Here is a 24,581-nt window from a genome sequence, read left to right on the forward strand (position 1 = left end):
TGGTCGCCTGATCGCTCGGGACCAATGGCAACAACCCGGGGACAAACGGCTCTCGCCGGTGGCGGCCCCGCTGATTAACCTCGAGAGCATCGTTGACGGCCGCCCCGAAGCCTTTTCGGGAAAGGTTGATTTATGTCCGACCAGCCCGCCCTGACCTACCCCTGCTGCCGGTGTGTCCCGTGATCGTCTGGGCCCGGGCGAATTCATGAACGACGCACTCGGGAAGCCGGAGCGTCATGAGAACTAACCAGGGACGCGGTGGCGACGTCACGGCGCGCCGTCGCGAACGGGTCCTGGTCAGGGCCGATGTCCCGGCGGCCCGCTTCGGCAGCATCGCAATCCTGCTCTGTGCCCTGGCCTGGTTGGCGGTTCTGGAGGCGCGCGAACACCTCGGCTTTTATCGGGCCGCCCCCGGCAGGTTCGGGTGGTCGGTGGCGCTGCTCGCCGCGGCGGCTCTGATTGCGCGGGGAATCTTTCTGGGCCGGCCGGTCACCGCCGGACACGCGGCGATCGCCGCCGCGGCGGTGGGCGCGGGAGTGTTCGCGCACTTCCTCTCGTTCGGCGGGCTCGGGAACTTCCTCATCGCGGGCAGTGGGCTCGCGCTGATGTCGCCGACGACGGCGAAACCGCAACCGGAGCTGCTGGATCGGGTATGGCCGCTCGTCGACGCCACCCACGAGGACCCGTTGGCGCCCTTTGCGATGCACTCGGGCAAGAGCTACCACTTCAGCACCGACGGGTCCGCGGCGATCGCCTTCCGCACCCGCCTCGGGTTCGCCGTCGTCAGCGGCGACCCGATCGGCGACGCCACCCGATTCGAGTCGCTGGTAGCCGATTTCGTGCGCATGTGCCGCGGCCGGGGGTGGCAGATCATCGTGTTGGCCGGCGGGCAGCGGCACGTCGGCCTGTGGCGCGACGACGTGGTCGGGCAGAAGATGCTCACGGTGCCGATCGGCCGCGACGTCGTCGTCGACGTTCGCCACTTCACCTTGCGGGGCCGACGCTTTCGCAACCTGCGCCAGGCGGTGCAGCGCACCCACAACTGCGGGGTCACCACGCAGATCGTCGACGAGCAAGGACTCGATCCGGCTCTCACCGCCGAGCTGACGCAGGTGCTGTATGCGGCGCACCGCGCGGCGCGCACCGAGCGCGGGTTCTGCATGAACCTCGACGGGGCCCTGCGGGGACGCTATCCGGGGGTCAAGCTGGCCATCGCCCGCGATCGGCGCGGGCGGGTGGTGGCCTTTCACCGGTACGCGACCGCCGACGCCGGGTTGGAAGTCAGCCTCGACGCGCCGTTCCGCCGGCCGGACGCCCCGAACGGCGTCGACGAGCGGCTCAGCGTTGACATGATCACCGATTCGAAAAGCAAAGGGGCACTGCGCCTTTCGCTGGCTTTCGCCGCGTTTCCGGAGATCTTCGATGCGGAACACCCGACCCCGCTGCAGCGGGTCGCGTATCGGTTGATCCACCTGCTGGACCCGCTGATCCGCCTCGAGTCCCTGTACCGCTACCTTCGCAAGTTCCACGCGCTGGCCGAGCGGCGCTACGTGGTGCTGTGCGCTCACCACATCCCGGCCGCGCTGCTTGTCTTGTTGTCGCTGGAGTTCATGCCGCGGCCACGCCGCCAACGGCTGGTGAGATGACTCAGGTGCGATCGCGGCTCCCCAGCACCGGCGGCCCGAACCGGAACCGGCGGCCCGTGACCACCTCGGGCATCACGCGCACGTAGTGCGTCTTCTCCGACGACGTCCACGGCAGCAGCTGGGCGCGTTCGGCTTCCTCGATCTGCTCGTTGGAGCGCAGCGAGCGCGCCCTGCCCTTGATGATCACGCTCCAGCCCTCCGCGACGTTGTGGTCGTCGACCTCGAACAGCACGCGGTTGTTGATTGCGGTGCTGACCAGCTTGGTGCCCTCCGCGGTGCGAAACAGCACGGTGTGCTTTTGGACGACATAGTTGACGGGGAAGATCTCGGGCTGACCGTCCACGCTGGTGACCAATCGTCCCAGCGTGACACCGGCCATCAGGTCCCAGCATTCGTGCACCGGCAGGATGGTCACCCCATCGTCGGTCCCGGACATCGGCCACCCTTCTTTTAATGGGTCTTCTAATGGGTCTTCTTTTAATGGGTCTTGATGAGACAAGGCTATTGCAGCGCAGCGGTGCTAGCGGATCTCCAGGACATCACCCGGCGGGCGCCGCGGGGTGGGCGGCGGAACGGCCTCCAACGGCGGCGCTATTCCGGCGCGGACGAGAACCTGCGGCTGGCCGCCCTTGAGGAGCAGGCCGCGCACGATTTCGCGGCTTTCGTCCAGCTCGATCAGGTGGGTCAGCGTACAGGTCGCCAGGAAGGCCATCGTGCACTCCAGCAGCACGGTCGACAGAACTTCGCCGCAACGCAGGACGTCCGTCCTGGTGTCGTCCGGGGTGGACAGCACCAGGATCTTCGACCAGTCCACCGCCACTTCGGGGCGCCGATCCTGATGGCCCCGGGCCGGAAATTCCCGCGCCACGTCCACCCGGTAGCTTTCCCGCACGGACGGCAGCGAGCCCGGCGGCACGCCCTCGTTCGACGCGAACCGCGAAGTCCACCACTCGAGTTCGGCGTGATACGACTCGTCGTCGCGGCGCAGCGCCTCGGTGAGCTGCGAGGCCTGGACCAGGCTGGGTCGGTCGTCGTCGGTGAGCACGTCGAGCCGCACCACGCTGTCGTCGAACGTGCTGCGCAGGACCGGCTCGAACAGGCTCCAGTACGAGGGCTCGCCCATCGGGAGCCGGTCGGTTCTGCGATGCAGGATCGCGTTGGCCCGGTCGCGCTGCGCGCGGGTGACGTGCCCGACGGGGCCGAATCGCATCGTCGCCAAATGGTCGGGCTCGTCGGGGTCGGGAAACCGTTCGATCTCCGTGCCCCAACCCGCGGCCAGCATGGCGACCCGGAGGTGATCGAGCGCCGCGCCGCAGCTGAGGATCGCTTCCCGGCCGGAACGGTCCGTGCCCGGTACCGTTCGGTCACGGTCGACGAACAGGCGCAGCACCCCGTCTTCGGCCACCCACCGCCACGGCTGGCTGTTGTGCACCGACGGAGCGCGGCACGCGAGCTGCACCGCATGTTTGAGAGTCTGGGTGTCCGGCGTCGCGTTCATGCCATCGACGTTAGGTGACGCCCGAGTGGGGTGCCAGGGTCGTTTGTCCCGGTCAGGGAGGCCTTTCGGACGCCCCGCCGGGGGCTATGCACTGGGTGTCGAGGCGTTCTTTTCGACGTAGCCGACGACGTCGGCCAATGTCCGCAGCGATGCGTAGTCCGATTCGGGGATGTCGACGTGCAGCCGCCGGTGGATGCCGCGCAGAAAGCTCAGCCAGTCCATCGAATCGAGGTCGACCTGGTCGCGGAGCAGGACGTCGTCGCGGATGTCGTCCGGCTCGACTTCGGGGGCGATGGTTGTCAGCACGGACAGCACCACCGCGCGGGTGTCCTCGTTCGTCGTCATTGCGCCCTCACTTTGCTCACTTGGCTCACTTCTCTAGAAGGTCGGGCTGCTGGAGCAGCTCGTTGATGGCTTTCAGGAACAACGCGCCGCGGTGGCCGTCGCTCGCCCGATGGTCGGCGGCGAGCGTGGCTTGGACCGCGGTGACAACCCGGATCCCGCGGTCGATGACGCAGACGCGCTGGGCCGGCTGACCGAAACCCACCAGCGCCACCTGCGGCGGGTAGATGACTCCGAACACCGCGTCGACGCCCTTGTCGCCGAGGTTGGTGACGGTGATTGTCGGATCCGACATTTCGGAGCTCCGCAGCGAGAAGGAGCGCGCCCGCGCCACGAGATCGGTGAGATCGTCCATCAATTCGTCGAGCTTCTTCTCCGGAACGTCGTGGATGGCCGGCGCGACGAGGCCGCCGCCGCGCAGCGAGATCCCGACGCCGACATGAACCCCGGTCGCGGGCTGGAAGCCGTCGTCCCGCCAGAACCCGTTGAACTCGCCGAATCGCTGCGCGGCGACGCCGACGGCCTTCAACAGCAGGACGGCCGGAAGCACTCGTTCGTCGATGGAGCGCTGCGCGTTCCGGGTGGTCAGCCAAGTCAGCGCGTTCTCCAGCACGATTTCGTCGGCGAGGTAATAGTGCGGGATCTCCCGCTTGGAGCGGCTCATCGCCGCCGCGATCGACTTTCGCATCAGAGCGGCACGGTCGGCCGGCTTGGTCTTGGCCGGGGCGGCCTCGGTCGCCGGTTTCGCGGCGGTGGCGGCGGCGTGCTCGAGACTGGCGGCGGCGTGCTCGACGTCGCTGATGGTGACGGCGCCCTGCGGGCCGGTGCCGCTCACGGCGTCGAGGTCGACGTGCAGCGATTGCGCCAGGCGGCGCGCGGCGGGCGAGACCCAGCGACGATGTTGCGGGGCGCCGGGAACGGTGACGGCCACGGCCGCCTTCGCCGGCGCCGCCGACGGCTTGGTGACCTCGCTCACCGAGGGCCGGGGCTTGCCCGCCCGCTTCTCCGCCTTCTCGCCCTCGGCCAACAGCGTCGCCAAAGGCGTTCCCACCTGGACGGTTTCACCGACCCCGACGAGCAGCTCGTTGACCGTGCCCTCCTGCCAGCATTCGACCTCCACCGCGGCCTTGGTGGTTTCGACGACCGCCACGATCTGGCCGCGTGTCACCTTGTCGCCGGGCTTGATCAGCCACTCGTTGAGGGTGCCCTCGTCCATGTCGGCGCCCAGCGCCGGCATCGTGAACTCGATCATTGCCGTTCACCGAAGAGGTTCTGGACGGCGGCGACGATCTGGGCGGTTTGGGGCAGGGCCGCCTGTTCCAGGTGCTTCGCGTACGGCATCGGGACCTCAGCGCTGCATACCCGGGCGATGGGGGCATCGAGGTCGTAGAACGCTCCCTCCACCACGCGTGTGGCGATCTCGGCGGCCAGACTGCCACTGCGCCAGGCCTCGTCGACCACGACGAGGCGATGCGTCTTGCGCACGGATTCGAGGATGGTGTCGTCGTCTATGGGCCGCAGGATCCGCAGATCGATGACCTCGCAGTCGATTCCGGCCAGCGACAACTCGTTGGCGGCGTCCAGCGCCTTCCACAGCGAGCCGCCGTATGCGACCACGGTGGCATCGGTGCCGCTGCGCCGGACGGCCGCCCTGCGGATGTCGGTGGGGCCGAGGGCCTCGACGTCGGACGACGTGTTGTAGAGCTGGACGTGCTCGAAGATCACCACGGGGTCGGGGTCGGCCAGCGCGGGGCCCAGCATGCCGTAGGCATCCTCGACCGTGGCCGGGGCGACCACCTTGATCCCGGGGATGTGGGCGTACCAGGGCTCCAGGCTGTGCGAATGCTGGGCGGCGAGCTGGCGTCCCGCGCCCGTGGCCATCCGGACGACGAGCGGGACCGAGAACTGCCCACCCGACATATGCCGAAGGGCCGCAGCGGTGTTGACGATCTGGTCGAGCGCCAGCAGGCTGAAGTTCACCGTCATGACTTCGACGATCGGGCGCAGCCCGCCCAGAGCGGCCCCGATTCCGATCCCGACGAAACCCAGCTCCGACAGCGGCGTGTCACGCACCCGCTCGGGGCCGAATTCCTCCAGCAGGCCCTTGGACGCCGCGTACGTTCCGCCGTACCGACCGACGTCCTCTCCCATCAGCACGACACGCGCGTCGTCGCGCAACGCGTCGCGCATCGCATCGTGAACGGCGCTACGGTAGCTGGTCTTCATCGTCTTCATCGCCCCGCCTCAGGCGCCGGGGTGAGGACGTCCCGCTCGAGATCCGCTACGTCCTCCCACGTTCCGGCCTCGGCGAACGCCACCGCGGCCTCGATCTCGGCGGCGGCGGCATCCTCGATATCCCGCAGGTCGTCCTCCGACAGCGCGCCGTCGGCCAGGCACCGGTCGGTGAACGACCGGATCGGGTCGCGTTCGCGCCACTTTTCGACCTCGGCCTTGTCCCGGTACAGCTCCGGGTCGAACATCGAATGCGCCCGGAACCGGTAGGTGCGAAACTCGATGAAAAAGGGCCCGCCGGTGTCGCGGACGTGATCGACACCCTGCTGCGCGGCGACGTGGCACGCCTCGACATTCATCCCGTCGACGGCCATCGTGGGAATGCGGTATGACGCCGCCTTGACGGTGAGGTCGGTCTGCGACTGCGCCCGGTACAGCGCGGTGCCCATCGCGTAAAGGTTGTTCTCGCAACAGAACAGCACCGGCAGGTTCCACAGCGCGGCCATGTTCAACGTCTCGTGAAACGCGCCCTCGGCGACCGCGCCGTCGCCGAAGTAGCAGGCCGTCACCCGCTTCTGCTGCAGCATGGCGTCGGCCAGCGCGATGCCCACGGCGAGCGGCAGGCCGCCGGCGACGATCGCGTTACCGCCGTAGAACCGCTTGGATGCGTCGAACAGGTGCATCGACCCGCCGCGCCCGCGTGAGCAGCCCTCCTGCTTGCCGAACATCTCGGCCATGATCGAGGTCATCGGGATGCCGCGCAGCAGCGCGTGCGCGTGCTCGCGGTAGGTCGCGACCACCGCGTCATCGTCGGCCAGGGCACGCAACGACCCGGCGGCGACGGCCTCCTCGCCGACGTAGAGGTGCAGGAATCCGCGAATCTTGGCCGCGCTGTAGAGTTCCGCGCATTTCTCCTCCATGCGGCGCACCCGAACCATGTCGGTCAGCAGCTGATGGGCCAGCTTCCCCGCGGTCATCAGGTGCCGCTCCTCCTCACCGCTTCGCGCTGCATCGTCGCCGGTGCGGGTCATGACGGCACTCCCTCCGCGTGGTGGTCCGGATTTCTCTCGATCGTGGAGGTGTCGCCCTCGGGCAGCCCGAGCTCGCGGGCCTTCAGCAGCCGCCGCATGATCTTGCCGCTGCTGGTGTGCGGCAACGTGTCGACGAATTCGATGTCCTTGGGCGCCACGGTCGCGCCGAGCCGCTTGCGCGCGTGGCCCAGCAGCTCCAGCCGGAGGTCTTCGTCGCCGACCACGCCATTCTTCAGCGTGACAAAGGCTTTGACCATTTCCCCGACCGTCGGGTCGGGTATGCCGATGACGGCCGCCTCGGCGACCGCCGGATGGTCGGTCAGCGCGCTCTCGACCTCGAACGGACCGATCAGGTGGCCCGCGGACTTGATCACGTCGTCCTTGCGCCCGACGAACCAGAAGTAGCCGTCGGCGTCCATTTTGGCGAGATCCCCGCTGAGGTACAGGCCGTTGGAAAACGAGTTTCGGTACCGCTCCTCGGCATTGAGGTAGCCCCGGAACATCGACGGCCAGCCCGGCTTGAGTGCAAGCTCACCCTCGACGTCCGGTTCGTCGACGACCTCCGCGGCGTCGTCCTCGTTGTGGCGCACGATGTAGGCGTCCACGCCCGGCAGGGGCCGTCCCATGGAGCCCGGCTTGATGTCGAACGCGGGGGTGTTGGCGATCATGATGCCGCCGGTTTCGGTCTGCCACCAGTTGTCGTGAATTGGCAAGCCCAGCACCCGTTTTCCCCACCAGACGGCTTCGGGGTTGAGCGGCTCGCCGACGCTCGCGATGAAGCGCAGGCGCGGAAATCGATACTGCGCGGGCAACTCCGGGCCCGCCTTGATCAGCATCCGTATCGCGGTCGGCGCCGTGTACCACACCGACACGGCCTGGTCCTGCAGGATCTGGTACCACCGCTGGGCGTCGAACTCGGCCTCGTCGACGATCGAGGTGACCCCGTGCAGCAACGGGCTGATGATGCCGTAGGACGTTCCCGTGACCCAGCCGGGATCCGCTGTGCACCAATAGATGTCGTCGGGATGCAGGTCCAGCGCATACAGGCCGGTGACGTAGTGCATCGCCACGGCGCCGTGCACGTGGATCGCGCCCTTGGGTGTACCGGTGGTGCCGCTGGTGAAGTGCAGCAGCGCCGGGTCCTCGGCGGTGGTGGGCTCCATCGGCGCATCCTCGTCGGCCGCGTCCACCCAGTCCCAGAAGTTGAGCGTCCCGGTCGGTGGGTCGCCGGCCCCGTGTTCACCCCGGAGGTCGTCGGCGATGAAGACGTGCCGCACCGTCGGCAGCCGATCGCGGATCTTGGCGATCTTGCGCTCGTAGATCGCCCTGGTGGTCACCAGCACGTCGGCTTGCCCGATGGTCACCCTGGTGGCGATCGGTTCGGGCCCGAAGGCGGAGAACAACGGCGACACCACGCTGCCGTTGCGCAGCGCGCCCAGCATCGCGATGTAGAGCTCGGGGGAGCGGCCCATGATGGTGAACACGCGGTGGCCCTTGTTGATCCCGAGCGAGTGCAGGGCGCTGCAAAATCGCTTGGCAAAGCGTCCGAGCTCCGCGTACGTGAGGTCGTGCATGGTGATCGCACCGTCCCAGCCGACGTCGGCGACGAACCTCAGCGCCGTGCGTGTCGCGGCCGGGCCGTCGGCGTGCCTGTCCAGGGCGGCGTAGGCGATGTTGCACCTGCCGGGCCCCATGCCCTCGCACAGCGGCGGCACGTCGGACCAGTGGAAATGCGCGCGTGCGTACTCGTAGTCCGTGAGGTTGGGACGGACTGACAAGTCGTGGGGCGTCTTGCGGATGAGTTCCATGGAGAGCCCTTTTCTGTCGCCTGGGCATCCTCATCGTTTGCCGGGCCGTCGATGCCGCAATAGAGACGAAAGTCATCAATGACACCGGCCAGTCGTCCCGACGGTCGCGTCCGGGGCCCAATGACGTGGCGCAGGGGACCAAGGACCCTGGCGACGCGGCATGCGCATGTCCGAGGGTCGACGTGGGAAAGGAAGTGAACGAACGAATGACCCAAGCGATGGTGGACACCGGCGTGATCACCGGGGCGGTAGAGCTGGCGTGTCGCGCTCCCTCCCTGCACAACATCCAGCCTTGGCACTGGGTGGCGGGCAACACGACCGTCGACCTGTACGTCGACCCGGATCGGGCGGTCACCGCGACCGACACGTCGGGTCGCGAGGCGGTCATCAGCTGTGGCGCGGCGCTCGATCACTTTCGGGTCGCGATGGCGGCGGCGGGATGGGAGACCAACGTCGATCGATTTCCCAACCCGAACAACCTCGACCACCTCGCCTCGGCCGACTTCACCCCGGTCGACGAGGTGACGCAGGCGCGGCGGGATCGCGCCGACGCGATACTGCATCGCCGGACCAACCGGCTGCCGTTTCGCGCCCCGAAGCACTGGGGGTCGTTCGAACCCGTATTGCGGAGCTCGTTCGACAACGACGTGGTTTTTCTCGACGTGCTGACCGAGGCCGCCCGGCCGCAGTTGGCCGACGCGTCGCGGCTCACCGACGCCCTACGCCGCTACGACGATTCCTATCAGCATGAATTGCTTTGGTGGACATCGCCGTTGCGCCAGGAGGAGGGTATACCCGACAGCGCACTCGTCTCGCAGTCGGATGCCCGGCGGGTCGACGTCGACCGCCGATTCCCCATCGATCCATCGGACGAGCGCAGCTCCGCGGGCACCTACGACGAGGCGAAGATTCTGGTGCTGTCCACACCGCGGGACACCCGCGCCGACGCCCTCAACTGCGGCGAGGCGCTTTCGGCGATCCTGCTGGAGTGCACGATGGCCGGACTGGCCACCTGCCCGGTGACGCACCTGACGGAGCTGGTATCCAGCCGGGACATCGTGGCCGATCTCACCGCCCGTCCGGCGTCGGTACCTCAGGTTCTGATCCGGGTCGGCATCGAACCCGAGGGCGAGTTGACTCCCAAGCCGACCCCGCGCCGGCCGTTATCTGACGTGTTGGAGATTCGCCGGTGAAGGCCGAAGTCGGGGACTGGCTGGTGATCAAGAGCGGCACGATCGGGCGCCGGGACCTGCGTGGACTGATCACCGAGGTGCATTCGTCAAACGGTGAGCCGCCGTATCAGGTGCGGTGGCTCGACACCGATGAAGAGGCGACCGTGTTTCCCGGCCCGGACGCGATCGTCGTCACGGCCGCCGAGCAGAAGGCTGCCGACGAGCGAGCGCGGTCACGGTTTGCCGCGGTCCAGGCGGCCATCACCGATCGGGCGCGAGGCTGAAATGACCCCTCTGCCAAGCGGTCCGCCGTTATTGACAGACGGCGACGTCGACGCGCTCGCGTGGCAATTCCTGCACTCGCCCTATGCCGACGACGACTATGCCGATTGGCCGCTGGATCGGCGCCTGGACGGCTTTCTTCGCCGAGAGGGACTGGCCCGCCTCGTCGAAGATGGCGACACCTACGAGCTCATCCTCGACCGGGTCATGGCCTACATCGCCGCTCGCGCCCGGCTTTCCGGCTAGCGGGGCTCCCCGGACGCCGAGATCGACGCGGGCGTGCAAGCTCACTCGAACTCTTCCGCGCCGGCGTCGATCTCGACAAAGACTCGCCGCGCTGGCGGCAAAGCCGCTCACGGCGACGAACGGCCCGGCAACGCCGGGACTTCCGCCCCTACCGCCGAATGCGGCCGACTGGTCGGATGGGTCTCGTCAGTGGTCAATCTCGGAAATCTAGGAGACACGCCATGAGCACTCTTCCCGCTCAGCGCCGGCCGAGGTCGCCCGCCGACGGGCAGTGAAAGGGGTATACAAAATGACCAGAGCAGCTGACGCCACCCGGCGCTCCCCGCGGCGCGTGTTCCGCGACCGCCGCGAGGCCGGTCGGGTACTGGCAGGCCTTCTCGGCGCGTATCGCGACCGGGGGGACGTGATCGTGCTGGGCCTGGCCCGGGGCGGGGTTCCCGTCGCGTGGGAGGTGGCGGCGGCGCTGAACGCCCCCCTCGACGCGTTCATCGTGCGCAAGCTCGGCGCCCCCGGCCACGAGGAGTTCGCGGTCGGCGCGCTGGCGAGCGGGGGCCGCGTCGTCGTCAACGACGACGTGGTGCGGGGCCTGCGGATCATGCCGCAGGAACTGCGCGCCATCGCCGAACGCGAGGGTCGCGAGCTCGTCCGCCGCGAGGCCGCCTATCGGGACGGGCGTCCACCCGTCGACGTGGCCGGCAAGACCGTGATCCTCGTCGACGACGGCTTGGCCACCGGCGCAAGCATGTTCGCGGCGGTGCAGGCGCTAAGGGAAGCCGAGCCCGCGCACATCGTGATCGCCGTGCCCGCGGCGCCGGAGTCAACCTGCCGGGAACTCGCCGGCCTCGTCGACGACATGGTGTGCGCGTCGATGCCCACCCCGTTCCTCGCGGTGGGGGAGTCGTTCTGGGATTTCCGCCAGGTCACCGACGACGAGGTTCGTCAACTGCTCGCCACCCCGACGACCGGGGCCCTGGTGAGCCGGCCGGCGGCGCGGACGCCGGCCGAGGTGATCCGCGGCGTGGCCATCGACGCGCCGCAGGGCCTGCCGCCGCGCGAAACGCTGGAGGAGCTCATCGGCGACGCGCGGGTCGTGCTGATCGGCGAAAGCTCGCACGGGACGCACGAGTTCTACGAGGCGCGGGCCGCCATCACGAAATGGCTGATCGAGGAGAAGGGCTTCGGCGCCGTCGCGGCGGAGGCGGACTGGCCCGACGCCTACCGCGTCAATCGCTACGTGCGCGGCCTCGGGGACGACAAGAGCGCCGATGAGGCCTTGAGCGGGTTCGAGCGCTTCCCGGCCTGGATGTGGCGCAACACCGTCGTCAGCGATTTTGTCGACTGGCTGCGCGCCCACAACCGGCTGCACGAGTCGGACGGCCGGCAGGCCGGCTTCTACGGCCTGGACCTGTACAGCCTGCACCGGTCGATGGGCGAGGTGATCGCCTACCTGGACAAGATCGACCCGAAGGCCGCCGTGCGGGCGCGGGAGCGCTATGGCTGTTTCGACCACACTTCGGCCGATGATGGTCAGGCTTATGGCTTTTCGGCGGCGTTCGGCGCCGGCCCCTCGTGCGAGAAGGAAGCCATCGAGCAGCTGGTCGAGATCCAGCGAAACGCCCTGGCCTACGCGCGCAGGGACGGCCTGCTCGCCGAGGACGAACTGTTCTACGCCGAGCAGAATGCGCAAACGGTGCGCAACGCGGAGGTCTACTACCGCGCGATGTTCAGCGGGCGGGTCACGTCGTGGAACCTGCGCGACAAGCACATGGCTCAGACCCTCGAGGCGCTGCTGAACCATCTGGATCGCCACAGGGACGTTCAGGATACGCCGTCGGCCCGAATAGTGGTGTGGGCGCACAACTCTCATGTCGGCGACGCGCGGGCGACCGAGGTGTGGGCCGACGGACAGCTCACGCTCGGTCAGCTTGCCCGCCAGCGGTACGGCGACGACTCACGTCTCATCGGGTTCAGCACGTACGCCGGCACGGTGACCGCCGCCAGCGACTGGGGCGGCGCGGCCGAGCGCAAGGTCGTGCGCCCGGCGCTCAACGGCAGCATCGAAGAACTGTTGCACGAGACGGGCAGGAGCGCGTTCTTGGTGTCGGCGCTCATCAGCCCCGAGGCCACCGACGCGCTGAGCGCGGTTCGGTTGGGGCGTGCCATCGGCGTGATCTACCGGCCCGAAACGGAACGGCAGAGCCACTACTTCCACGTCCGGCCGGCCGACCAATTCGATGCGATGATCCACATCGACCAGACCCGCGCTCTCGAGCCTCTCGAGGTGACGAGCCTGTGGATCGCCGGCGAAACGCCCGAGACGTATCCGACCGGCCTATAACCGCGCCGATGGCCGGAGTAATCATGCAGACGCCAGCGCAGCGGCCTGCGAGCCGGCCGCAAATCGTCACCTTGACGATGAATCCGGCGCTCGACATCACCACGAGCGTCGACGTCGTGCGCCCGACCGAAAAGTTGCGCTGTGCCGCCACCCGTTACGACGCCGGGGGCGGGGGCATCAACGTCGCGCACGTCGCCTACGTGCTCGACGGGTCGGTGCTGGCGGTTTTTCCGGCGGGCGGATCAACTGGTGGCCTGATCGCGAAGCTGCTCAGCGACCAAGGCGTGCCGTTCTGGCAGGTCCCGATCGCCGCGGCGACGCGGGAAAGCTTCACCGTCAACGAGAGCAGCAGCGGCGAGCAGTACCGGTTCGTCCTGCCGGGGCCGCAGCTGACGTTGCGCGAACAGGCGCACTGCCTGGAGCAACTGCGCACGGCGGCCAAGTCGGCCGAATTCGTGGTGGCCAGTGGCAGCCTGCCGCCGGGTGTGACCGCCGACTTTTATCAGCGGGTCGCCGACATGTGCCGGCAACTGGGCGTCCGCCTCATCCTGGACACCTCCGGCGGCGGCCTGCAGCACGTCTCCTCGGGGGTGTTCCTGCTCAAGGCGAGCGTGCGAGAACTGCGGGAGTGCGTCGGGCGTCCCCTGGCCACCGAAGCCGAGCAATTCGCCGCCGCGCGCGAACTCGTCGACAGCGGCCGCGCGGAAGTGGTGCTGGTATCCCTGGGACATCAGGGCGCGCTTCTCGTGACAAGGCATGGCGGCCAGCGCTTCTCGGCGATTCCGATGCCGGGCGGCAGCGGTGTCGGGGCCGGCGACGCGATGGTCGCCGCGATCGCGGTGGGGCTCTGTCGCGGCTGGCCGCTCGTCAAATCCGTTCGGTTGGGCATCGCCGCGGGAGCCGCGATGCTGACGACGCCGGGAACGGCCGCGTGCGACCGGGCGGATGTGGAGAAGCTGTTCGCGCGCACCGCCGAACCGTGCGACATCGCTACTGACGAACGGCTTCCCAGATAAGGCCAAACGACCCCTGCCCGGCGGCTGGCGGCGCAATAGCCTGTGGTCAGGAGTTGAACCAGTCAGGAGCCGAGATGAACGAGCTGGACGCCAAGTCGGTGGTCGTGGGCATCAACGGCTCACCAGCCGCGGTCAACGCCGCCAAGTGGACGATCGAGGAGGCGGTGAGCCGGCAGCTGCCCCTACGCCTCGTCTACGTCGTCCCCCGCCGGGAGGCGGGCACCGGGTCGGCGCCCATCTCCGAGTGGGAGCTCGAGCGCGCCGAAACCGCGCTGTCCCAAGCGGAGTGCGCGGTGCAGAGGATCAAAAAGCCTGTCGAGGTCGAAACGGCCATCCTGTCGGGCGATCCCGGGCAGGTGCTGATCGACGAATCACAGGACGCGGCGCTGATCTGCGTGGGCACCTCGAGGCGGGGACGCGCGTCCGACGGGTTGCTCGGCCCGACGGCCACCGCGCTGGTGGCGGATGCGCAATGCCCGGTCGCGATCATCCGCACCAATGCGGACGGTTCGCCGACCGAGCTCGGGGTGATCGCCGTGGTGCTCAACGACGAGCCGGACAACGACGCGGTGGTGCACGAGGCCATGGAGCAAGGCCGCCGCCGCCACGCCACCGTGCGTCAGATCGATCGGCGACTGAACAGCTGGGTCAGGCGCTACCCGGACGTGCACGTCCAGATCGTTGCGGCGGGCACCGGGGTGAGAACCGGCGAGGAGCGCAGTGGCGCAGTCGGATTGGCGGTGGTAGGTAGCGCCGACGCCGCCGAGATCGCCGGGCTGGCCACCCCGAACTGCCATCCGATCGTGGGTTACCCCGACTGCTCCGTGCTTGTGGTCCGCCGCTAGGGCCCGGGCAACGTCCATGGAAGGTTTGGCCGTACCGCAGTCGATCGTCGTCGGCATCGATGGCTCCAGGGCGGCGATCCGGGCGGCGCTCTGGGCGGTCGACGAGGCGATGAGTCGCGATGCGCCCCTGCGGCTGCTGTGCGCGGCCGAGCGGGGCGACACCGAGGCCGCGCAAACGTCGATCCGCCGCGCCGTCAAGGCAATCGAGGCCGCGGGCAGACCGGTGAAGATCGAAGCCGAAGTCGTCCCGGGACCGGCGATCGCGTCTTTGATCGGCGCGTCGGCGTCGGCGGCCATGGTGTGCGTCGGCGCGGTCGGATTGCGGCACTTCCAGCCCGGGCGGGTGGGTTCGGTCGCCGCCGCGTTGGCGGTATCGGCGCGATGCCCCGTCGCGATCGTTCGGGCCCGTGACGAGCACCCCGCCGCGGATTCGATCGTGGTCGAGCTGGACGGGTCGCCCGACAACGGTGTCTTGCTGGGCGCCGCCGTCGAGGAGGCCAGGCTGCGCAACGCCGCCGTCCGGGCGATCGTCTGCTGCCGATCCGCGGCGGACGAGGAGGGGCCGGCGGGCGATCGCCGCGCGCTCGCCGATCTCGACCGCCGGCTGGCGCGGTGGAAGCGACGCTATCCGGATCTGCGGGTCGAGTCGCTGGCGGTGCACGGCGGCCTGCTCGGATACCTGGCCTTGCGCCGGTCGGTCGGGTTGGTGGTGGTCGGCGCCCGCAACCGCCGGCAGGTGAACGAACTCGTCGGGCCGTCCGGCGGCGCCGTGCTCCAGGGCGCCGACTGCTCGGTGTTGGTCGTCAATCAGCAGCACTTGTGAGCCCGGGCGGTGATGAATTTATGGGATATTGGGTCGGTGGCTTCATGACCGTTGCCTCTCCCGACCAGCAGAAAGAACTCGTCATGGTCAAGGTCTTCCTCGTCGACGACCACGAAGTGGTCCGGCGCGGCCTCGCCGACCTGCTCGCATCGGACCCGGAGCTGGAAATCGTCGGCGAAGCCGGGTCCGTGTCGGAGGCGAAAGCGAGAATTCCGGCGCTGCGGCCCGACGTCGCCGTTCTTGACGTGCGCCTTCCGGACGGGAACGGGATCGAATTGTGCCGCGACCTGGTGTCCGATATTCCGGACCTGCGGTGCCTGATGCTGACGTCGTTCACCTCCGACGAGGCGATGCTCGAGGCGATCCTGGCCGGCGCCAGCGGCTACGTCGTCAAAGACATCAAGGGTATGGAGCTGGCCCACGCGATCAAAGAGGTCGGTGCCGGTAAATCCCTGCTGGACAACCGGGCCGCCGCGGCGCTGATGGCAAAGCTTCGCGGCACGGCGGAACGTGAAGACCCGCTCTCGGGGCTCACCGAACAGGAGCGAACGCTGCTCGGGCTGCTCAGTGAAGGGTTGACCAACCGGCAGATCGCCGCGCGGATGTTCCTGGCCGAGAAAACCGTGAAGAACTACGTCTCGCGTTTGCTGGCCAAATTGGGCATGGAGCGGCGGACGCAGGCAGCGGTGTTCGCCTCCAAGCTGGATCAGCGGTCGGGCCCGCCCACGGAGGAACCGCCCGGCTAGTCGGCGGTACGGACAACCCGCCCAGGGTTTGCTATCGGCTTCTCCGCGACGGCAGGTGCCGGACGCGCGGCCGCCCACCTTGGGTGCCCGACCCCTAGGGGCTAAGCTGACGGGAGGCATCTCGCGTCGCTCATTTCGTGCGTATCGGTTTGTCCGGCGCCAGCTGCCCCATCGCTGAAGGCGTCGTGGAGGTACAGGTCGGGTGGCCAGCGACGAACGCAGCTCGGCGTTTGCTGGGCTGGGCCAACGCGAGCTGGTCAGCAGGATGCACGCCCAGCTCGACGAGTTGCTGGCTGCGCGCGACCAGATGGAGCAGCTGCTCCGCGTATTCGTGGAGATCGGTGCAGATGTCGGTGATCTCGACGCGACGTTGCAGCGGATCATCGCCGCGGCCAGGCAGCTGACCTCCGCCCCGTACGGTGCGCTGGCCATCCGCGACCCCGAGGGCAACTTGCTCCGGTTCATCCACGCGGGAATGGACGCCGACACCGCTGCACTCATCGGACATCTGCCGGTCGGCAAGGGGCTGTTGAGCCTGTCGCTGCTCGACATGCCGGCGCTGCGCGTGACGGACCTGACCGCGCACCCGGCCGCCGTGGGGTTTCCCGAACACCACCCTCCCATGCGGGCCTTTCTCGCGGTGCCGATCACGATCCGCGGGATGGTCTTCGGCAACATCTACCTGACCCACGTCGACCCGGAGCGGGTGTTCTCCGAGTCCGACGAGGTCGCGGCCCGTGCGCTGGCGTTCGCGGCCGCCGCCACCATCGATAACGCGCGCCTGTTCGAGCGCGAGCGGTTGTCGGTGAAGTGGATGGAGGCCAGCCGCGAGATCACCACCGCCCTGCTGTCCAGCGCCCACCCGCACCGGCGCCCGATGCAGCTGATCGCCGAAAGCGCGCGGATTCTGACCGACGCCGAACAGGCGATCGTGCTCGTCCCTGCCGACGCGGACCTGCCAGATGACGTCACCGACACGCTGGTGGTCGCGGCCGCGGTGGGGGTGCACGCCGAGGAGGTCATGGGCCGGCGAGTTCCGGTGGACCGGTCCAGCAGCGGCGAGGTTTTCCGTTCCGGCGAACCGCTGATCACCGAGTCGTTGCGGTATCCGATCCAGGCTTTCACCGATGTCGGCCAGCGCCCCGCCATCCTGATGCCGCTGCGCGCCGACGATCGGGTCGCGGGGGTGATCGCGATCGCCCGCGCCGCCGACCAGCCACCGTTCGACGAGAGTTACCTCGACCTGGTGAGCGATTTCGCAACTCACGCCGCGATGGCCCTGGTCTTGGCGGCGGCGCGGGACGACGCGCGCCAGCTGACCATCATCGCCGAGCGCGAGCGAATCGCGCACGATTTGCACGACCATGTCATCCAGCGGCTGTTCGCCGCCGGCATGGACCTGCAGGGCACGCTCGCCCGGGCGCGTTCGCCGGAGGTGGCCGAGCGGCTCAACCGCACACTCGACGATTTGCAGACCATCATCGAGGAGATCCGTTCGACGATCTTTCAGCTCAAATCCCCGCTGGGAAAGGATGGCGACTTCCGGCAGAGGATTCAGCAAGTGGTCGCCGACCTGACCGAAAATCGCGAGATCGTCACGACGATGCGCCTGCACGGACCGATGACCGCCGTGGCCGGCGGGCTTGCCGAGCACGCCGAAGCGGTTGCCGCGGAAGCCGTCAGCAACGTGCTGCGCCACTCCGGCGCGTCGCGACTGACCGTCGAGGTGGAGGTCGCCGACATGTTCGTCCTCGACGTGACCGACAACGGCTGCGGGATCCCCGCCGGTAACTCGCGCCACAGCGGCCTGGCCAACATGAAGCACCGGGCCGAGCAGCTCGGCGGCAGCTGCGAGGTCAACAGTCCGCTGGAGGGCGGCACCCGGGTTCACTGGGTCGCCCCGCTCACCGAGCAGTAACCGGCCCTAACCGGCAGGGCCGCGCGGCGGGACCAAATCCGCCGGGGTGGGGTCCAACGGCCCCTGCCGAACCGCCCCGGCGGGGAATAACGTCCTTGATCATGAGCGATCAAGCGGTGGAATGCGCGGCTACGGCTGGACTGCTCGATGGGCGGGTGGTGTCGTTGCGCCGGCTCGGCGCCGACGACGCCGCGGCCGTCCTGGCGCTCCACCAGCACCTCTCCGACCACGACCGCTACTTCCGGTTCTTCACGCTGCAGCCGGTCGAGCTGGCCGAACTCGTCGGCAAGCTGACCGACCCTCCGGACGGGCTGTGTGCCCTCGGCGCTTTCGACGCCGACCGGCTGATCGGTGTGGCCCACTATGTCCTCGTCCGGGAGGATCCGAAGGCCGCCGAGTTCGCCATCGTGGTCGCCCATGAAGATCATTCACTCGGCGTGGGAACGGCCCTGCTCAAACATCTCGCCCGGGTCGCCCGGGCCCATGGAATCGGGCGCTTCGTGGCCGACGTCCTGGGCGAGAACCATCTCATGCTCATGGTGGTCTTCGATCTGGGGTGGCGTTGTGAGCCGGCGGGTTACGGGTCGGTGCGTCACCTGGAGATCGAGCTGCCCGATGTGAGCGACGAGGATGCGAAATGTCCGACATGACAAAGAAATACGGAGTGCTGGTGTGCGTCGACGGGTCGGCGGCATCCGACACCGCCGTCGCCTGGGGTGCCCACGAGGCCGTCCTGCGCAAGCTGCCCATCACGTTGATGCACGCCGTGGAACCGGTGGTCGTCGGCTGGCCGGTGGGGCAACTGTATGCCGACATGCCCGAGTGGCAGCACGAGGACGCGCAGCAGGTCATCGATCAGGCAAGCAAGACGCTGAGCGCCAGCCTGGCGGGCGCCCGGCCACCCGAAATTCGTACGGAGGTGGCCTATTCCGGTGTGATGCCGGCGCTGATCGAGGCGTCCGAGGACGCCTGGGTGATTGTCGCCGGAAGCCAGGGCCTGGGTGCGCTGGGCCGCCTGCTGCTGGGCTCGGTCACGACCGGACTGATTCACTACGCGCACTGCCCGGTCGCGGTCATCCACTCCGGCGAGGGCCCGGCCCCTGACGCCAACGCACCCGTCCTCCTGGGCGTCGACGGATCGCCCGCGTCGGAAGCCGCGACCGCCCTGGCCTTCGACGAAGCCTCGCGCCGTGGGGTCGGGCTGCGCGCGCTACACGTGTGGAGCGACGTCGGGGTGTTCCCCATCCTCGGGATGGACTGGCGCGACCGCGAGCGCGAGGGGCAGGAAATTCTGGCCGAACGCCTGGCTGGCTGGCAAGAACAGTATCCGGACGTGCACGTCGAGCGATTGTTGTTCTGCGACAAGCCGTCCCGGTGGTTGGTCGAGGAGTCCGAACACGCCCAACTCGTCTTTGTCGGCAGTCGCGGTCGCGGGGGATTTCCGGGGATGCTGCTCGGGTCGGTGAGTTCCGCTGTGGCGCAATCGGCACGAGTTCCCGTGCTCGTCGTTCGTTGAGGATCCAATCGGGGAGAACGCGATGATCGAACTACTGCCGGACATGCCGCCGGGGGTGACCGGCATCCGCGTCTCCGGCCGGCTGCGCGGTGACGAGCTACGCCGCTTCCGGCCCGAGATGGAAGAAATGCTGAAAGCTGGCGAGGTCAGGATCGTGGAGGTCATCGCGTCCGACTACGAGGGTTTCGGCCCCGGCGGGTTCGCCGAGGACATCAAGCTGGGGCTCGGCATGGTCCTCTCACACCACTCGGCCTTCAAGCGGATCGCGATAGTGTCCGACAAGGACTGGGTCGGCCATGTCCTGCACGCCCTGGCATGGATGATCCCGGGCGACGTGGCCGTGTTCGGGCTCGATGAACTCGACCGAGCCGCGGAATGGGCCGCCGGCTAGGTCATGGGCGAAAGCCTCTCGCGGCCAAAAGGACTCAGCCGCGCACCACGAGCACCGAGCATCCGGTGTGACCGGACAGGTGTGGACCGGTTGAGCCGACCATCCGGGCCACCTTGTCCGCGTCCTCACCGCCCACCACCGCGAGTTGCACGGACTCCTCCGTGTGAGCGAGGAACTCGGCCGGTCCGCGCCGCGCGGCGGCCGGCATGACATGGATCTCGGGGTACCGCGACACCCACGGGCCCAGCCGATGCTCCAGCTGGGGGTAGGGGATCTCGCCCAGCCCCCACCGCCAAACCCCCAGCGCCAGGATCGGTGCGCGGCGCAGCCGCGCTTCGCGGAAGCCATGCTCGAGCACCGCGTCGTTGGCCGGCGAATCGTCGACGACGACGACGACCCATCCGGTGTCCGACGTGCCGCCGCCGCTGCGAACGATGGCCACCGGGGATTGCGCTTTATGGGCAAGGGCGTCGGCGGTCGAGCCTAGGAGCTTTCGGGCGATGCGGCCGATCCCGACGGATCCCACGCAGATCATGGCCGCCCCTCGTGATTCGTCGACCAGGATGCCCTCCGGCGACCCGCGCACGATGTCGCATTCGACTTTGACCGGCTGGCCCGTGGCCTGCAGCGCGGCGTCGGCGCCGCGCAGGGAATCTTCGGCGTACCCGACCTCCATGCCGTCGTCGCCGGTCGCATCGACGGGTCGATCGGGGATGGCATGGATCAGCCGCAGCGGGACATTCCGGCTGATCGCCTCGGCGATCGCCCACGTCGCCGCGTTGATCGCTGCCTGTGAGCCATCGATGCCTACGACGATCCGCGCCGTTGCTTGCGGATGGTTCATGATTCCTCCCGACTCGAACGGCCGCATTACCGGGGCAGTCCCGTGGGCCGTTATGTGAAGAAGCTATTGGCCGACGGCGGCGTGTCAGCAGGGCCGTTGGACCCCCTTTTCGGGGCATTGGTCCTTGCGGCCCGCCCCGGCTTCACGCGACCTCGATGCTGCGCCCCGGCAAGAGATCGTGCACGCGGCCGCGGCATTCGATTGTGATTCCTCCACTGTTGCCGGACTCGGACGTCAAAACGCCGGTCCTTCCGCTGATCCGCAGATGAACCCGCTGACCGCGGTAGACGAACGGGAACTCGATGGGGCCGAGCGCCTCGGGCCAGTGCGGGGCGAGTACCAGCCGGTCGTCGCGCGTTTCCAGGCCGGTGAAACACCGTTGCAGCAGGTCGACGCTGCCCGCCATGGCCGCCAGGTGTATTCCCTCCGAGGTGGTGCCGCCCTGGATGTCGACGACATCGGAACCCAGCACCTCGACGAAGTACCGCATTGCATGGTGCCGGTGGGCGCGGGTGAGGACCCACGAGTGGACGACCGCGCTGAGCGTCGATCCGTCCGAGGTCCGCGACAGGTAGTACTCGATCGTCTTGGGAATCTGCTCTGGCGCGAAGCGGTAGCCGAGCCGGCCGAACAGGCCCAGCAACTCCTCCGACGACAGCAGGTAGAACAGCATCAGCGCATCGGCTTGCTTGGACGCCTTGTAGTTGTTCACGGTGTCGTCTTCGGCCTCCAGGATGCGATCGAGTCGCTGGATGTTGCCGTAGCGCTGCCGGTAGCCCTCCCAATCCAGTTCTTTCAGCTCCGAATAGCCCTCGAACTGGCTGATCACACCGTCGTGGAAGGGGACGAACATGCGCCGCGTCACGTCATCCCACCGATCGAGTTCGTCGGCCGTCAGGTTGACCTTTCCGACCAGGTCGAGCCGGTCCCGCAGCGGCAGCAGGTCCAGCGCGTCCATTGCCCGCATGATCACCCACACCGCCATCGCGTTGGTGTACGCGTTGTTGTCGATCCCGTCGTACTCCTTGCCGGGATAACCCGAATGGAACTCGTCGGGGCCGATGATTCCCCGGATCGTGTAGCGTCCGCGGGTGTCATCGAAGGTGGCCAGGCCCACCCAGAATCTTGCGATCTCGACCAGCATCTCCGCACCGTAGTCACCCAGCCACCGGCGGTCACCGGTCACCTGGTAGTACTGCCACGCGTTGTAGGCGATCGCGAGGCCGACGTGATGCGCGCGCGCGCTGGCGTCCGGATTCCACCGCCCGGACTGCGGATTGAGGTGCACTTCCTGGCTCACCTCGCGCCCGTCGCTGCCCGATTGCCAGGGGTACATCGCGCCGAGATATCCCGCCCGCCGCGCCGCGCGGCGCGCCTCGGGAAGCCGCCGGTACCGGTAGAGCAGCAGCGAACGGGCGACGTTCGGCAGGCGCAGGCTCAGCACCGGGGAGACGAACAGCGCGTCCCAGAAGACGTGTCCTCGGTAGGCCTCGCCGTGCAGGCCCCGCGCCGGCACCCCGGCGTCGAGTTCGGCGGTGTGCGGCGAAATCGTCTGCAGCACATGCACCAAATGCAGGCGGAGGACCCGCAGCATCAGCGTGCTGTCGCTCAGTCCGATTTTGCACTGCTCCCAGAGCCGGTCCCACGCCCGGGCGTGCTGATGGTGCAGGTCGGCGTATCGCCCGGTCGAGTCGAGGTATTGCTGTGCGGCGCTTGCCGGTTCCGATATGGCGGTGTCGCGGCCGGTGAAGAAGGTCGCGACCTTCTCGCAGGTGATCGACTGGCCCGCGGACAGGGCGACCGCGATGTTGTGACCGCCACGGTCGCCGTCGGCCACGACGGCGTACTGGGCATCGGCCCGGGCGTCCTCGCGCCACAGGGTGGTGCGGGCCGCGACCGCGATCGAGATGTGCGACTGCGACGTTTCCGTCCGCAATAGCACCGAGTCGGCCCCTATTTCGTCGATCACCGACGGGGTCAGATGCGCGCTGGACAACGACCGGTAGCGCTCGACATTGGTATTTTGCACGCCGCCATCCAGCAGCGAGCTGAACTCGACTGTGCCCGACCAGTTCTCGGCGCCAAGGGTGGTGCGCATGGCGAGCAGGTGGGGCTGGTGCATGGAGGCGAAGCGCTGCTGGTCCAACGTCGTGACTTGGCCCGATCCGTCCCGGAACCGCAGCCTTCGGGTCAACGTCGCATGGCGCAGATCGAATGTCTGCCGGTAGGAAAGTATTTCGGCGTCATCGACATGGAACCACGGGCCGCCGTTGATCCGGAACGTCAGCGAGAGCCAGTTGGGCAGGTTGACGAGGCTTTCGTTCTCGATGGTGCGGTCCGCGACCCGATCGGTCAGCGTGTTGTACACGCCGGCGGTATACGTGCCCGGGTAATGGGAGTCGGATGCCGCCGCCTCGGGGGCGCAGCCCCGGGTCGCGACGTAGCCGTTGCCGACGGTGCACAGCGCTTCACGCAGCCGCTCATACTGCGGGTCATAGCCCTCGTAAGCGAGTTCCCAAGCGTCTTGGGGTCTCGATGCGGCGGATTCCAGGTCTTTGGCCAGCCGGCGGACGAATTCGGCTACCGCTGGGGGGCTTTCGAGGCTGAACAGCGCGGCGGAGACACGATCACCGTTCTCGTCGTTGCGCACCACGATTCCCACGCCGTCGAATTGGACCGCGTCGAAGGCATCCTCGTCGGTGATGTCGTCGCCGATATAGATCGGCAACACGGCACCCGGATCGGCACCGTCGCTGCCCAGTATGCGCTGGAGCAGCCAGTTGAGCGTCGTTCCCTTGCCCATGCTTGGGCGAAGCTCGATCACCTTGCGACCGGTGGTGACCCTGAGGCCCTCGGAGCGGGCGAGTTCACGGGCAGCCCTGACCACCCGGTCGACGTTAAAGGGATTGGCATGGCGGTAGTGAACCGCGATGCCAAAGTGCTTGCGCTCCAGCACTATTCCCGAGATATCGCTGAGTGTTTCCGCCAGGTGGTCGGCGGCGCGGGCCAGCGCGCCGACGCCGCCGGCGGCGGCGTCATGCTCGTGGGTGCTGCCGTCCGGTGCCGCCAATTCAAAGCCGTGGTTGCCGGCGTACCAGACCCCGTCGACGTTGACTCGGTCGCGGACATCGCCCAGATCGCGGCCGCTGATCACCGCCACGGGGCACTGTGTGGCCAGTGCGCGCAGCGCCTCGTCGGCACCCTCGACGAGCGACGCCGAGTCCGGGTTCTCCACGATCTCGGACAGCGTGCCGTCGAAGTCGAGGAAGACCACCGGTCGCCGGTTCGCGACCAGTTCCTTCACTTGGCCGTAGGCCTGCAGGGCATCGGTGATCCTCGACATGGGCGCCCCACCGCTGCGCACCGAGATCTCGGCGAGGTCGGCGATTACGGTGTCGGCCCCGGACGACAGCAGCTCGTCGGCGTCTCCGTTGCGCGTAAGGCCGATGACGAGGTCCATGCCCAAGTCCCTGCCGGCCTTGAGGCCGGTCGGGTCGCGGTCGATGAGAACGCAACGGACGGGGCGCACCCCCGAGCGGTTTACCGTTCGGGCCACGTCGCCGTCCACGACGCCCACCAGGTCGTCAATTCCGGCGGCGCGCAGGACTTGCGCGCAGTCCCGGCCGGGCGAGCAAACGGCTGTCGCGACGCCGGCATCTTGCAGTCGCCGCAGGAACGGGACGGTCGAGTCGCGCGCCTCGGCGCCGCCGGTGGCGGTCTCGGCGACGACGGTGTCCAGGCCGAGGATCGCCGCGTCGTGGTAGCGCCGGTCAACGGTGGCGGGCCATTCGGTCACTTCTGTGACGATGCCACTTCGCGGCCCCCGGTCAATACCGCGCGGCGTAGCGGGGCCTCAGGTCCATGGGTTTGGGGACTAAAGCCTCATG

22 protein-coding genes are annotated in these 24,581 nt (G+C 68.2%); 13 read left to right on the plus strand and 9 right to left on the minus strand.

Annotated elements, in window-relative coordinates:
- The first annotated feature begins 236 nt into the window (after window positions 1-236).
- On the plus strand, window positions 237-1,646 hold the full coding sequence (locus VMD50_RS12225) for a bifunctional lysylphosphatidylglycerol flippase/synthetase MprF (protein ID WP_325428014.1): 1,410 nt from the start codon (window positions 237-239) through the stop codon (window positions 1,644-1,646).
- 1 nt (window position 1,647) lies between these two features.
- Here the strand turns inward: VMD50_RS12225 and VMD50_RS12230 are convergent, their stop codons facing one another.
- The 7 genes from VMD50_RS12230 to acsA all read right to left on the minus strand — a co-directional run bounded on the left by VMD50_RS12230 (window position 1,648) and on the right by acsA (window position 8,557).
- Entirely contained in the window at window positions 1,648-2,082 is a 435-nt protein-coding gene (locus VMD50_RS12230) for a pyridoxamine 5'-phosphate oxidase family protein (RefSeq protein ID WP_325428015.1), read from the minus strand.
- Between the two features lie 84 nt (window positions 2,083-2,166).
- Window positions 2,167-3,144 (minus strand): Acg family FMN-binding oxidoreductase, encoded by a 978-nt coding sequence (locus VMD50_RS12235; RefSeq protein ID WP_325428016.1) that lies wholly within the window; start codon window positions 3,142-3,144, stop codon window positions 2,167-2,169.
- A gap of 84 nt (window positions 3,145-3,228) precedes the next feature.
- On the minus strand, window positions 3,229-3,489 hold the full coding sequence (locus VMD50_RS12240; protein WP_325428017.1) for an acyl carrier protein: 261 nt from the start codon (window positions 3,487-3,489) through the stop codon (window positions 3,229-3,231).
- Window positions 3,490-3,514: 25 nt separating this feature from the next.
- A complete protein-coding gene (locus VMD50_RS12245) occupies window positions 3,515-4,738 on the minus strand; it encodes a dihydrolipoamide acetyltransferase family protein (RefSeq protein WP_325428018.1) in 1,224 nt (407 codons plus the stop codon).
- Complete coding sequence (locus VMD50_RS12250) at window positions 4,735-5,712, minus strand: alpha-ketoacid dehydrogenase subunit beta (protein WP_325428049.1); 978 nt, start codon at window positions 5,710-5,712, stop codon at window positions 4,735-4,737. Before VMD50_RS12250 ends, VMD50_RS12245 begins: the two co-directional genes overlap by 4 nt.
- 5 nt (window positions 5,713-5,717) lie before the next feature.
- Complete coding sequence (gene pdhA / locus VMD50_RS12255; protein WP_325428050.1) at window positions 5,718-6,695, minus strand: pyruvate dehydrogenase (acetyl-transferring) E1 component subunit alpha; 978 nt, start codon at window positions 6,693-6,695, stop codon at window positions 5,718-5,720.
- Window positions 6,696-6,745: 50 nt separating this feature from the next.
- Window positions 6,746-8,557 carry an acetate--CoA ligase gene (gene acsA / locus VMD50_RS12260; RefSeq protein WP_325428019.1) on the minus strand — a complete coding sequence of 604 codons (1,812 nt, stop codon included), beginning with the start codon at window positions 8,555-8,557 and terminating at the stop codon, window positions 6,746-6,748.
- A 206-nt stretch (window positions 8,558-8,763) separates the two neighbouring features.
- Between acsA and VMD50_RS12265 the strand changes: the two genes are divergently transcribed.
- The 12 genes from VMD50_RS12265 to VMD50_RS12320 all read left to right on the plus strand — a co-directional run bounded on the left by VMD50_RS12265 (window position 8,764) and on the right by VMD50_RS12320 (window position 19,850).
- Entirely contained in the window at window positions 8,764-9,750 is a 987-nt protein-coding gene (locus tag VMD50_RS12265; RefSeq protein WP_325428020.1) for an Acg family FMN-binding oxidoreductase, read from the plus strand.
- A complete protein-coding gene (locus VMD50_RS12270) occupies window positions 9,747-10,013 on the plus strand; it encodes a DUF1918 domain-containing protein (RefSeq protein ID WP_325428021.1) in 267 nt (88 codons plus the stop codon). The genes VMD50_RS12265 and VMD50_RS12270 overlap by 4 nt, the downstream gene beginning before the upstream one ends.
- A 1-nt stretch (window position 10,014) precedes the next feature.
- Window positions 10,015-10,257, plus strand: a complete 243-nt coding sequence (locus tag VMD50_RS12275; RefSeq protein ID WP_325428022.1) for a hypothetical protein — start codon at window positions 10,015-10,017, stop codon at window positions 10,255-10,257.
- Between the two features lie 289 nt (window positions 10,258-10,546).
- A complete protein-coding gene (locus VMD50_RS12280) occupies window positions 10,547-12,595 on the plus strand; it encodes an erythromycin esterase family protein (RefSeq protein ID WP_325428023.1) in 2,049 nt (682 codons plus the stop codon).
- A gap of 23 nt (window positions 12,596-12,618) precedes the next feature.
- Complete coding sequence (locus tag VMD50_RS12285; protein ID WP_325428024.1) at window positions 12,619-13,611, plus strand: 1-phosphofructokinase family hexose kinase; 993 nt, start codon at window positions 12,619-12,621, stop codon at window positions 13,609-13,611.
- A gap of 74 nt (window positions 13,612-13,685) precedes the next feature.
- Window positions 13,686-14,456 (plus strand): universal stress protein, encoded by a 771-nt coding sequence (locus VMD50_RS12290; protein ID WP_325428025.1) that lies wholly within the window; start codon window positions 13,686-13,688, stop codon window positions 14,454-14,456.
- A 16-nt stretch (window positions 14,457-14,472) separates the two neighbouring features.
- Window positions 14,473-15,279, plus strand: a complete 807-nt coding sequence (locus VMD50_RS12295) for a universal stress protein (RefSeq protein WP_325428026.1) — start codon at window positions 14,473-14,475, stop codon at window positions 15,277-15,279.
- 83 nt (window positions 15,280-15,362) lie between these two features.
- Window positions 15,363-16,025 carry a hypoxia response regulator transcription factor DosR/DevR gene (gene dosR / locus VMD50_RS12300; RefSeq protein ID WP_325428051.1) on the plus strand — a complete coding sequence of 221 codons (663 nt, stop codon included), beginning with the start codon at window positions 15,363-15,365 and terminating at the stop codon, window positions 16,023-16,025.
- Window positions 16,026-16,290: 265 nt separating this feature from the next.
- Window positions 16,291-17,943, plus strand: a complete 1,653-nt coding sequence (locus VMD50_RS12305) for a sensor histidine kinase (RefSeq protein ID WP_325428052.1) — start codon at window positions 16,291-16,293, stop codon at window positions 17,941-17,943.
- A 101-nt stretch (window positions 17,944-18,044) separates the two neighbouring features.
- Window positions 18,045-18,593 (plus strand): GNAT family N-acetyltransferase, encoded by a 549-nt coding sequence (locus VMD50_RS12310; RefSeq protein WP_325428027.1) that lies wholly within the window; start codon window positions 18,045-18,047, stop codon window positions 18,591-18,593.
- Window positions 18,581-19,459 (plus strand): universal stress protein, encoded by an 879-nt coding sequence (locus VMD50_RS12315; protein WP_325428028.1) that lies wholly within the window; start codon window positions 18,581-18,583, stop codon window positions 19,457-19,459. The genes VMD50_RS12310 and VMD50_RS12315 overlap by 13 nt, the downstream gene beginning before the upstream one ends.
- A 22-nt stretch (window positions 19,460-19,481) precedes the next feature.
- A complete protein-coding gene (locus VMD50_RS12320; RefSeq protein ID WP_325428029.1) occupies window positions 19,482-19,850 on the plus strand; it encodes a SpoIIAA family protein in 369 nt (122 codons plus the stop codon).
- A gap of 34 nt (window positions 19,851-19,884) precedes the next feature.
- On the opposite strand, the gene VMD50_RS12325 is transcribed toward VMD50_RS12320, so the two are convergent.
- Window positions 19,885-20,694, minus strand: coding sequence for a universal stress protein (locus VMD50_RS12325; RefSeq protein WP_325428030.1), 810 nt, complete (start codon window positions 20,692-20,694; stop codon window positions 19,885-19,887).
- Between the two features lie 142 nt (window positions 20,695-20,836).
- Window positions 20,837-24,442, minus strand: a complete 3,606-nt coding sequence (otsB, locus tag VMD50_RS12330; RefSeq protein WP_414686054.1) for a trehalose-phosphatase — start codon at window positions 24,440-24,442, stop codon at window positions 20,837-20,839.
- Window positions 24,443-24,581 lie beyond the last annotated feature (139 nt).

Origin of the sequence: Mycobacterium sp. (genome assembly GCF_035506235.1) — a bacterium.
Lineage (GTDB): Bacteria > Actinomycetota > Actinomycetes > Mycobacteriales > Mycobacteriaceae > Mycobacterium.

Bases quoted from the DNA above. Each gene is read 5' to 3' on its own strand.
- VMD50_RS12225 (WP_325428014.1), top strand. From the start codon at position 237: ATGAGAACTAACCAGGGACGCGGTGGCGACGTCACGGCGCGCCGTCGC.
- VMD50_RS12230 (WP_325428015.1), bottom strand. From the start codon at position 2,082: ATGTCCGGGACCGACGATGGGGTGACCATCCTGCCGGTGCACGAATGC.
- VMD50_RS12235 (WP_325428016.1), bottom strand. From the start codon at position 3,144: ATGAACGCGACGCCGGACACCCAGACTCTCAAACATGCGGTGCAGCTC.
- VMD50_RS12240 (WP_325428017.1), bottom strand. From the start codon at position 3,489: ATGACGACGAACGAGGACACCCGCGCGGTGGTGCTGTCCGTGCTGACA.
- VMD50_RS12245 (WP_325428018.1), bottom strand. From the start codon at position 4,738: ATGATCGAGTTCACGATGCCGGCGCTGGGCGCCGACATGGACGAGGGC.
- VMD50_RS12250 (WP_325428049.1), bottom strand. From the start codon at position 5,712: ATGAAGACCAGCTACCGTAGCGCCGTTCACGATGCGATGCGCGACGCG.
- pdhA (WP_325428050.1), bottom strand. From the start codon at position 6,695: ATGACCGCGGGGAAGCTGGCCCATCAGCTGCTGACCGACATGGTTCGG.
- acsA (WP_325428019.1), bottom strand. From the start codon at position 8,557: ATGGAACTCATCCGCAAGACGCCCCACGACTTGTCAGTCCGTCCCAAC.
- VMD50_RS12265 (WP_325428020.1), top strand. From the start codon at position 8,764: ATGACCCAAGCGATGGTGGACACCGGCGTGATCACCGGGGCGGTAGAG.
- VMD50_RS12275 (WP_325428022.1), top strand. From the start codon at position 10,015: ATGACCCCTCTGCCAAGCGGTCCGCCGTTATTGACAGACGGCGACGTC.
- VMD50_RS12280 (WP_325428023.1), top strand. From the start codon at position 10,547: ATGACCAGAGCAGCTGACGCCACCCGGCGCTCCCCGCGGCGCGTGTTC.
- VMD50_RS12285 (WP_325428024.1), top strand. From the start codon at position 12,619: ATGCAGACGCCAGCGCAGCGGCCTGCGAGCCGGCCGCAAATCGTCACC.
- VMD50_RS12290 (WP_325428025.1), top strand. From the start codon at position 13,686: ATGAACGAGCTGGACGCCAAGTCGGTGGTCGTGGGCATCAACGGCTCA.
- VMD50_RS12295 (WP_325428026.1), top strand. From the start codon at position 14,473: ATGGAAGGTTTGGCCGTACCGCAGTCGATCGTCGTCGGCATCGATGGC.
- dosR (WP_325428051.1), top strand. From the start codon at position 15,363: ATGGTCAAGGTCTTCCTCGTCGACGACCACGAAGTGGTCCGGCGCGGC.
- VMD50_RS12305 (WP_325428052.1), top strand. From the start codon at position 16,291: ATGCACGCCCAGCTCGACGAGTTGCTGGCTGCGCGCGACCAGATGGAG.
- VMD50_RS12310 (WP_325428027.1), top strand. From the start codon at position 18,045: ATGAGCGATCAAGCGGTGGAATGCGCGGCTACGGCTGGACTGCTCGAT.
- VMD50_RS12315 (WP_325428028.1), top strand. From the start codon at position 18,581: ATGTCCGACATGACAAAGAAATACGGAGTGCTGGTGTGCGTCGACGGG.
- VMD50_RS12320 (WP_325428029.1), top strand. From the start codon at position 19,482: ATGATCGAACTACTGCCGGACATGCCGCCGGGGGTGACCGGCATCCGC.
- VMD50_RS12325 (WP_325428030.1), bottom strand. From the start codon at position 20,694: ATGAACCATCCGCAAGCAACGGCGCGGATCGTCGTAGGCATCGATGGC.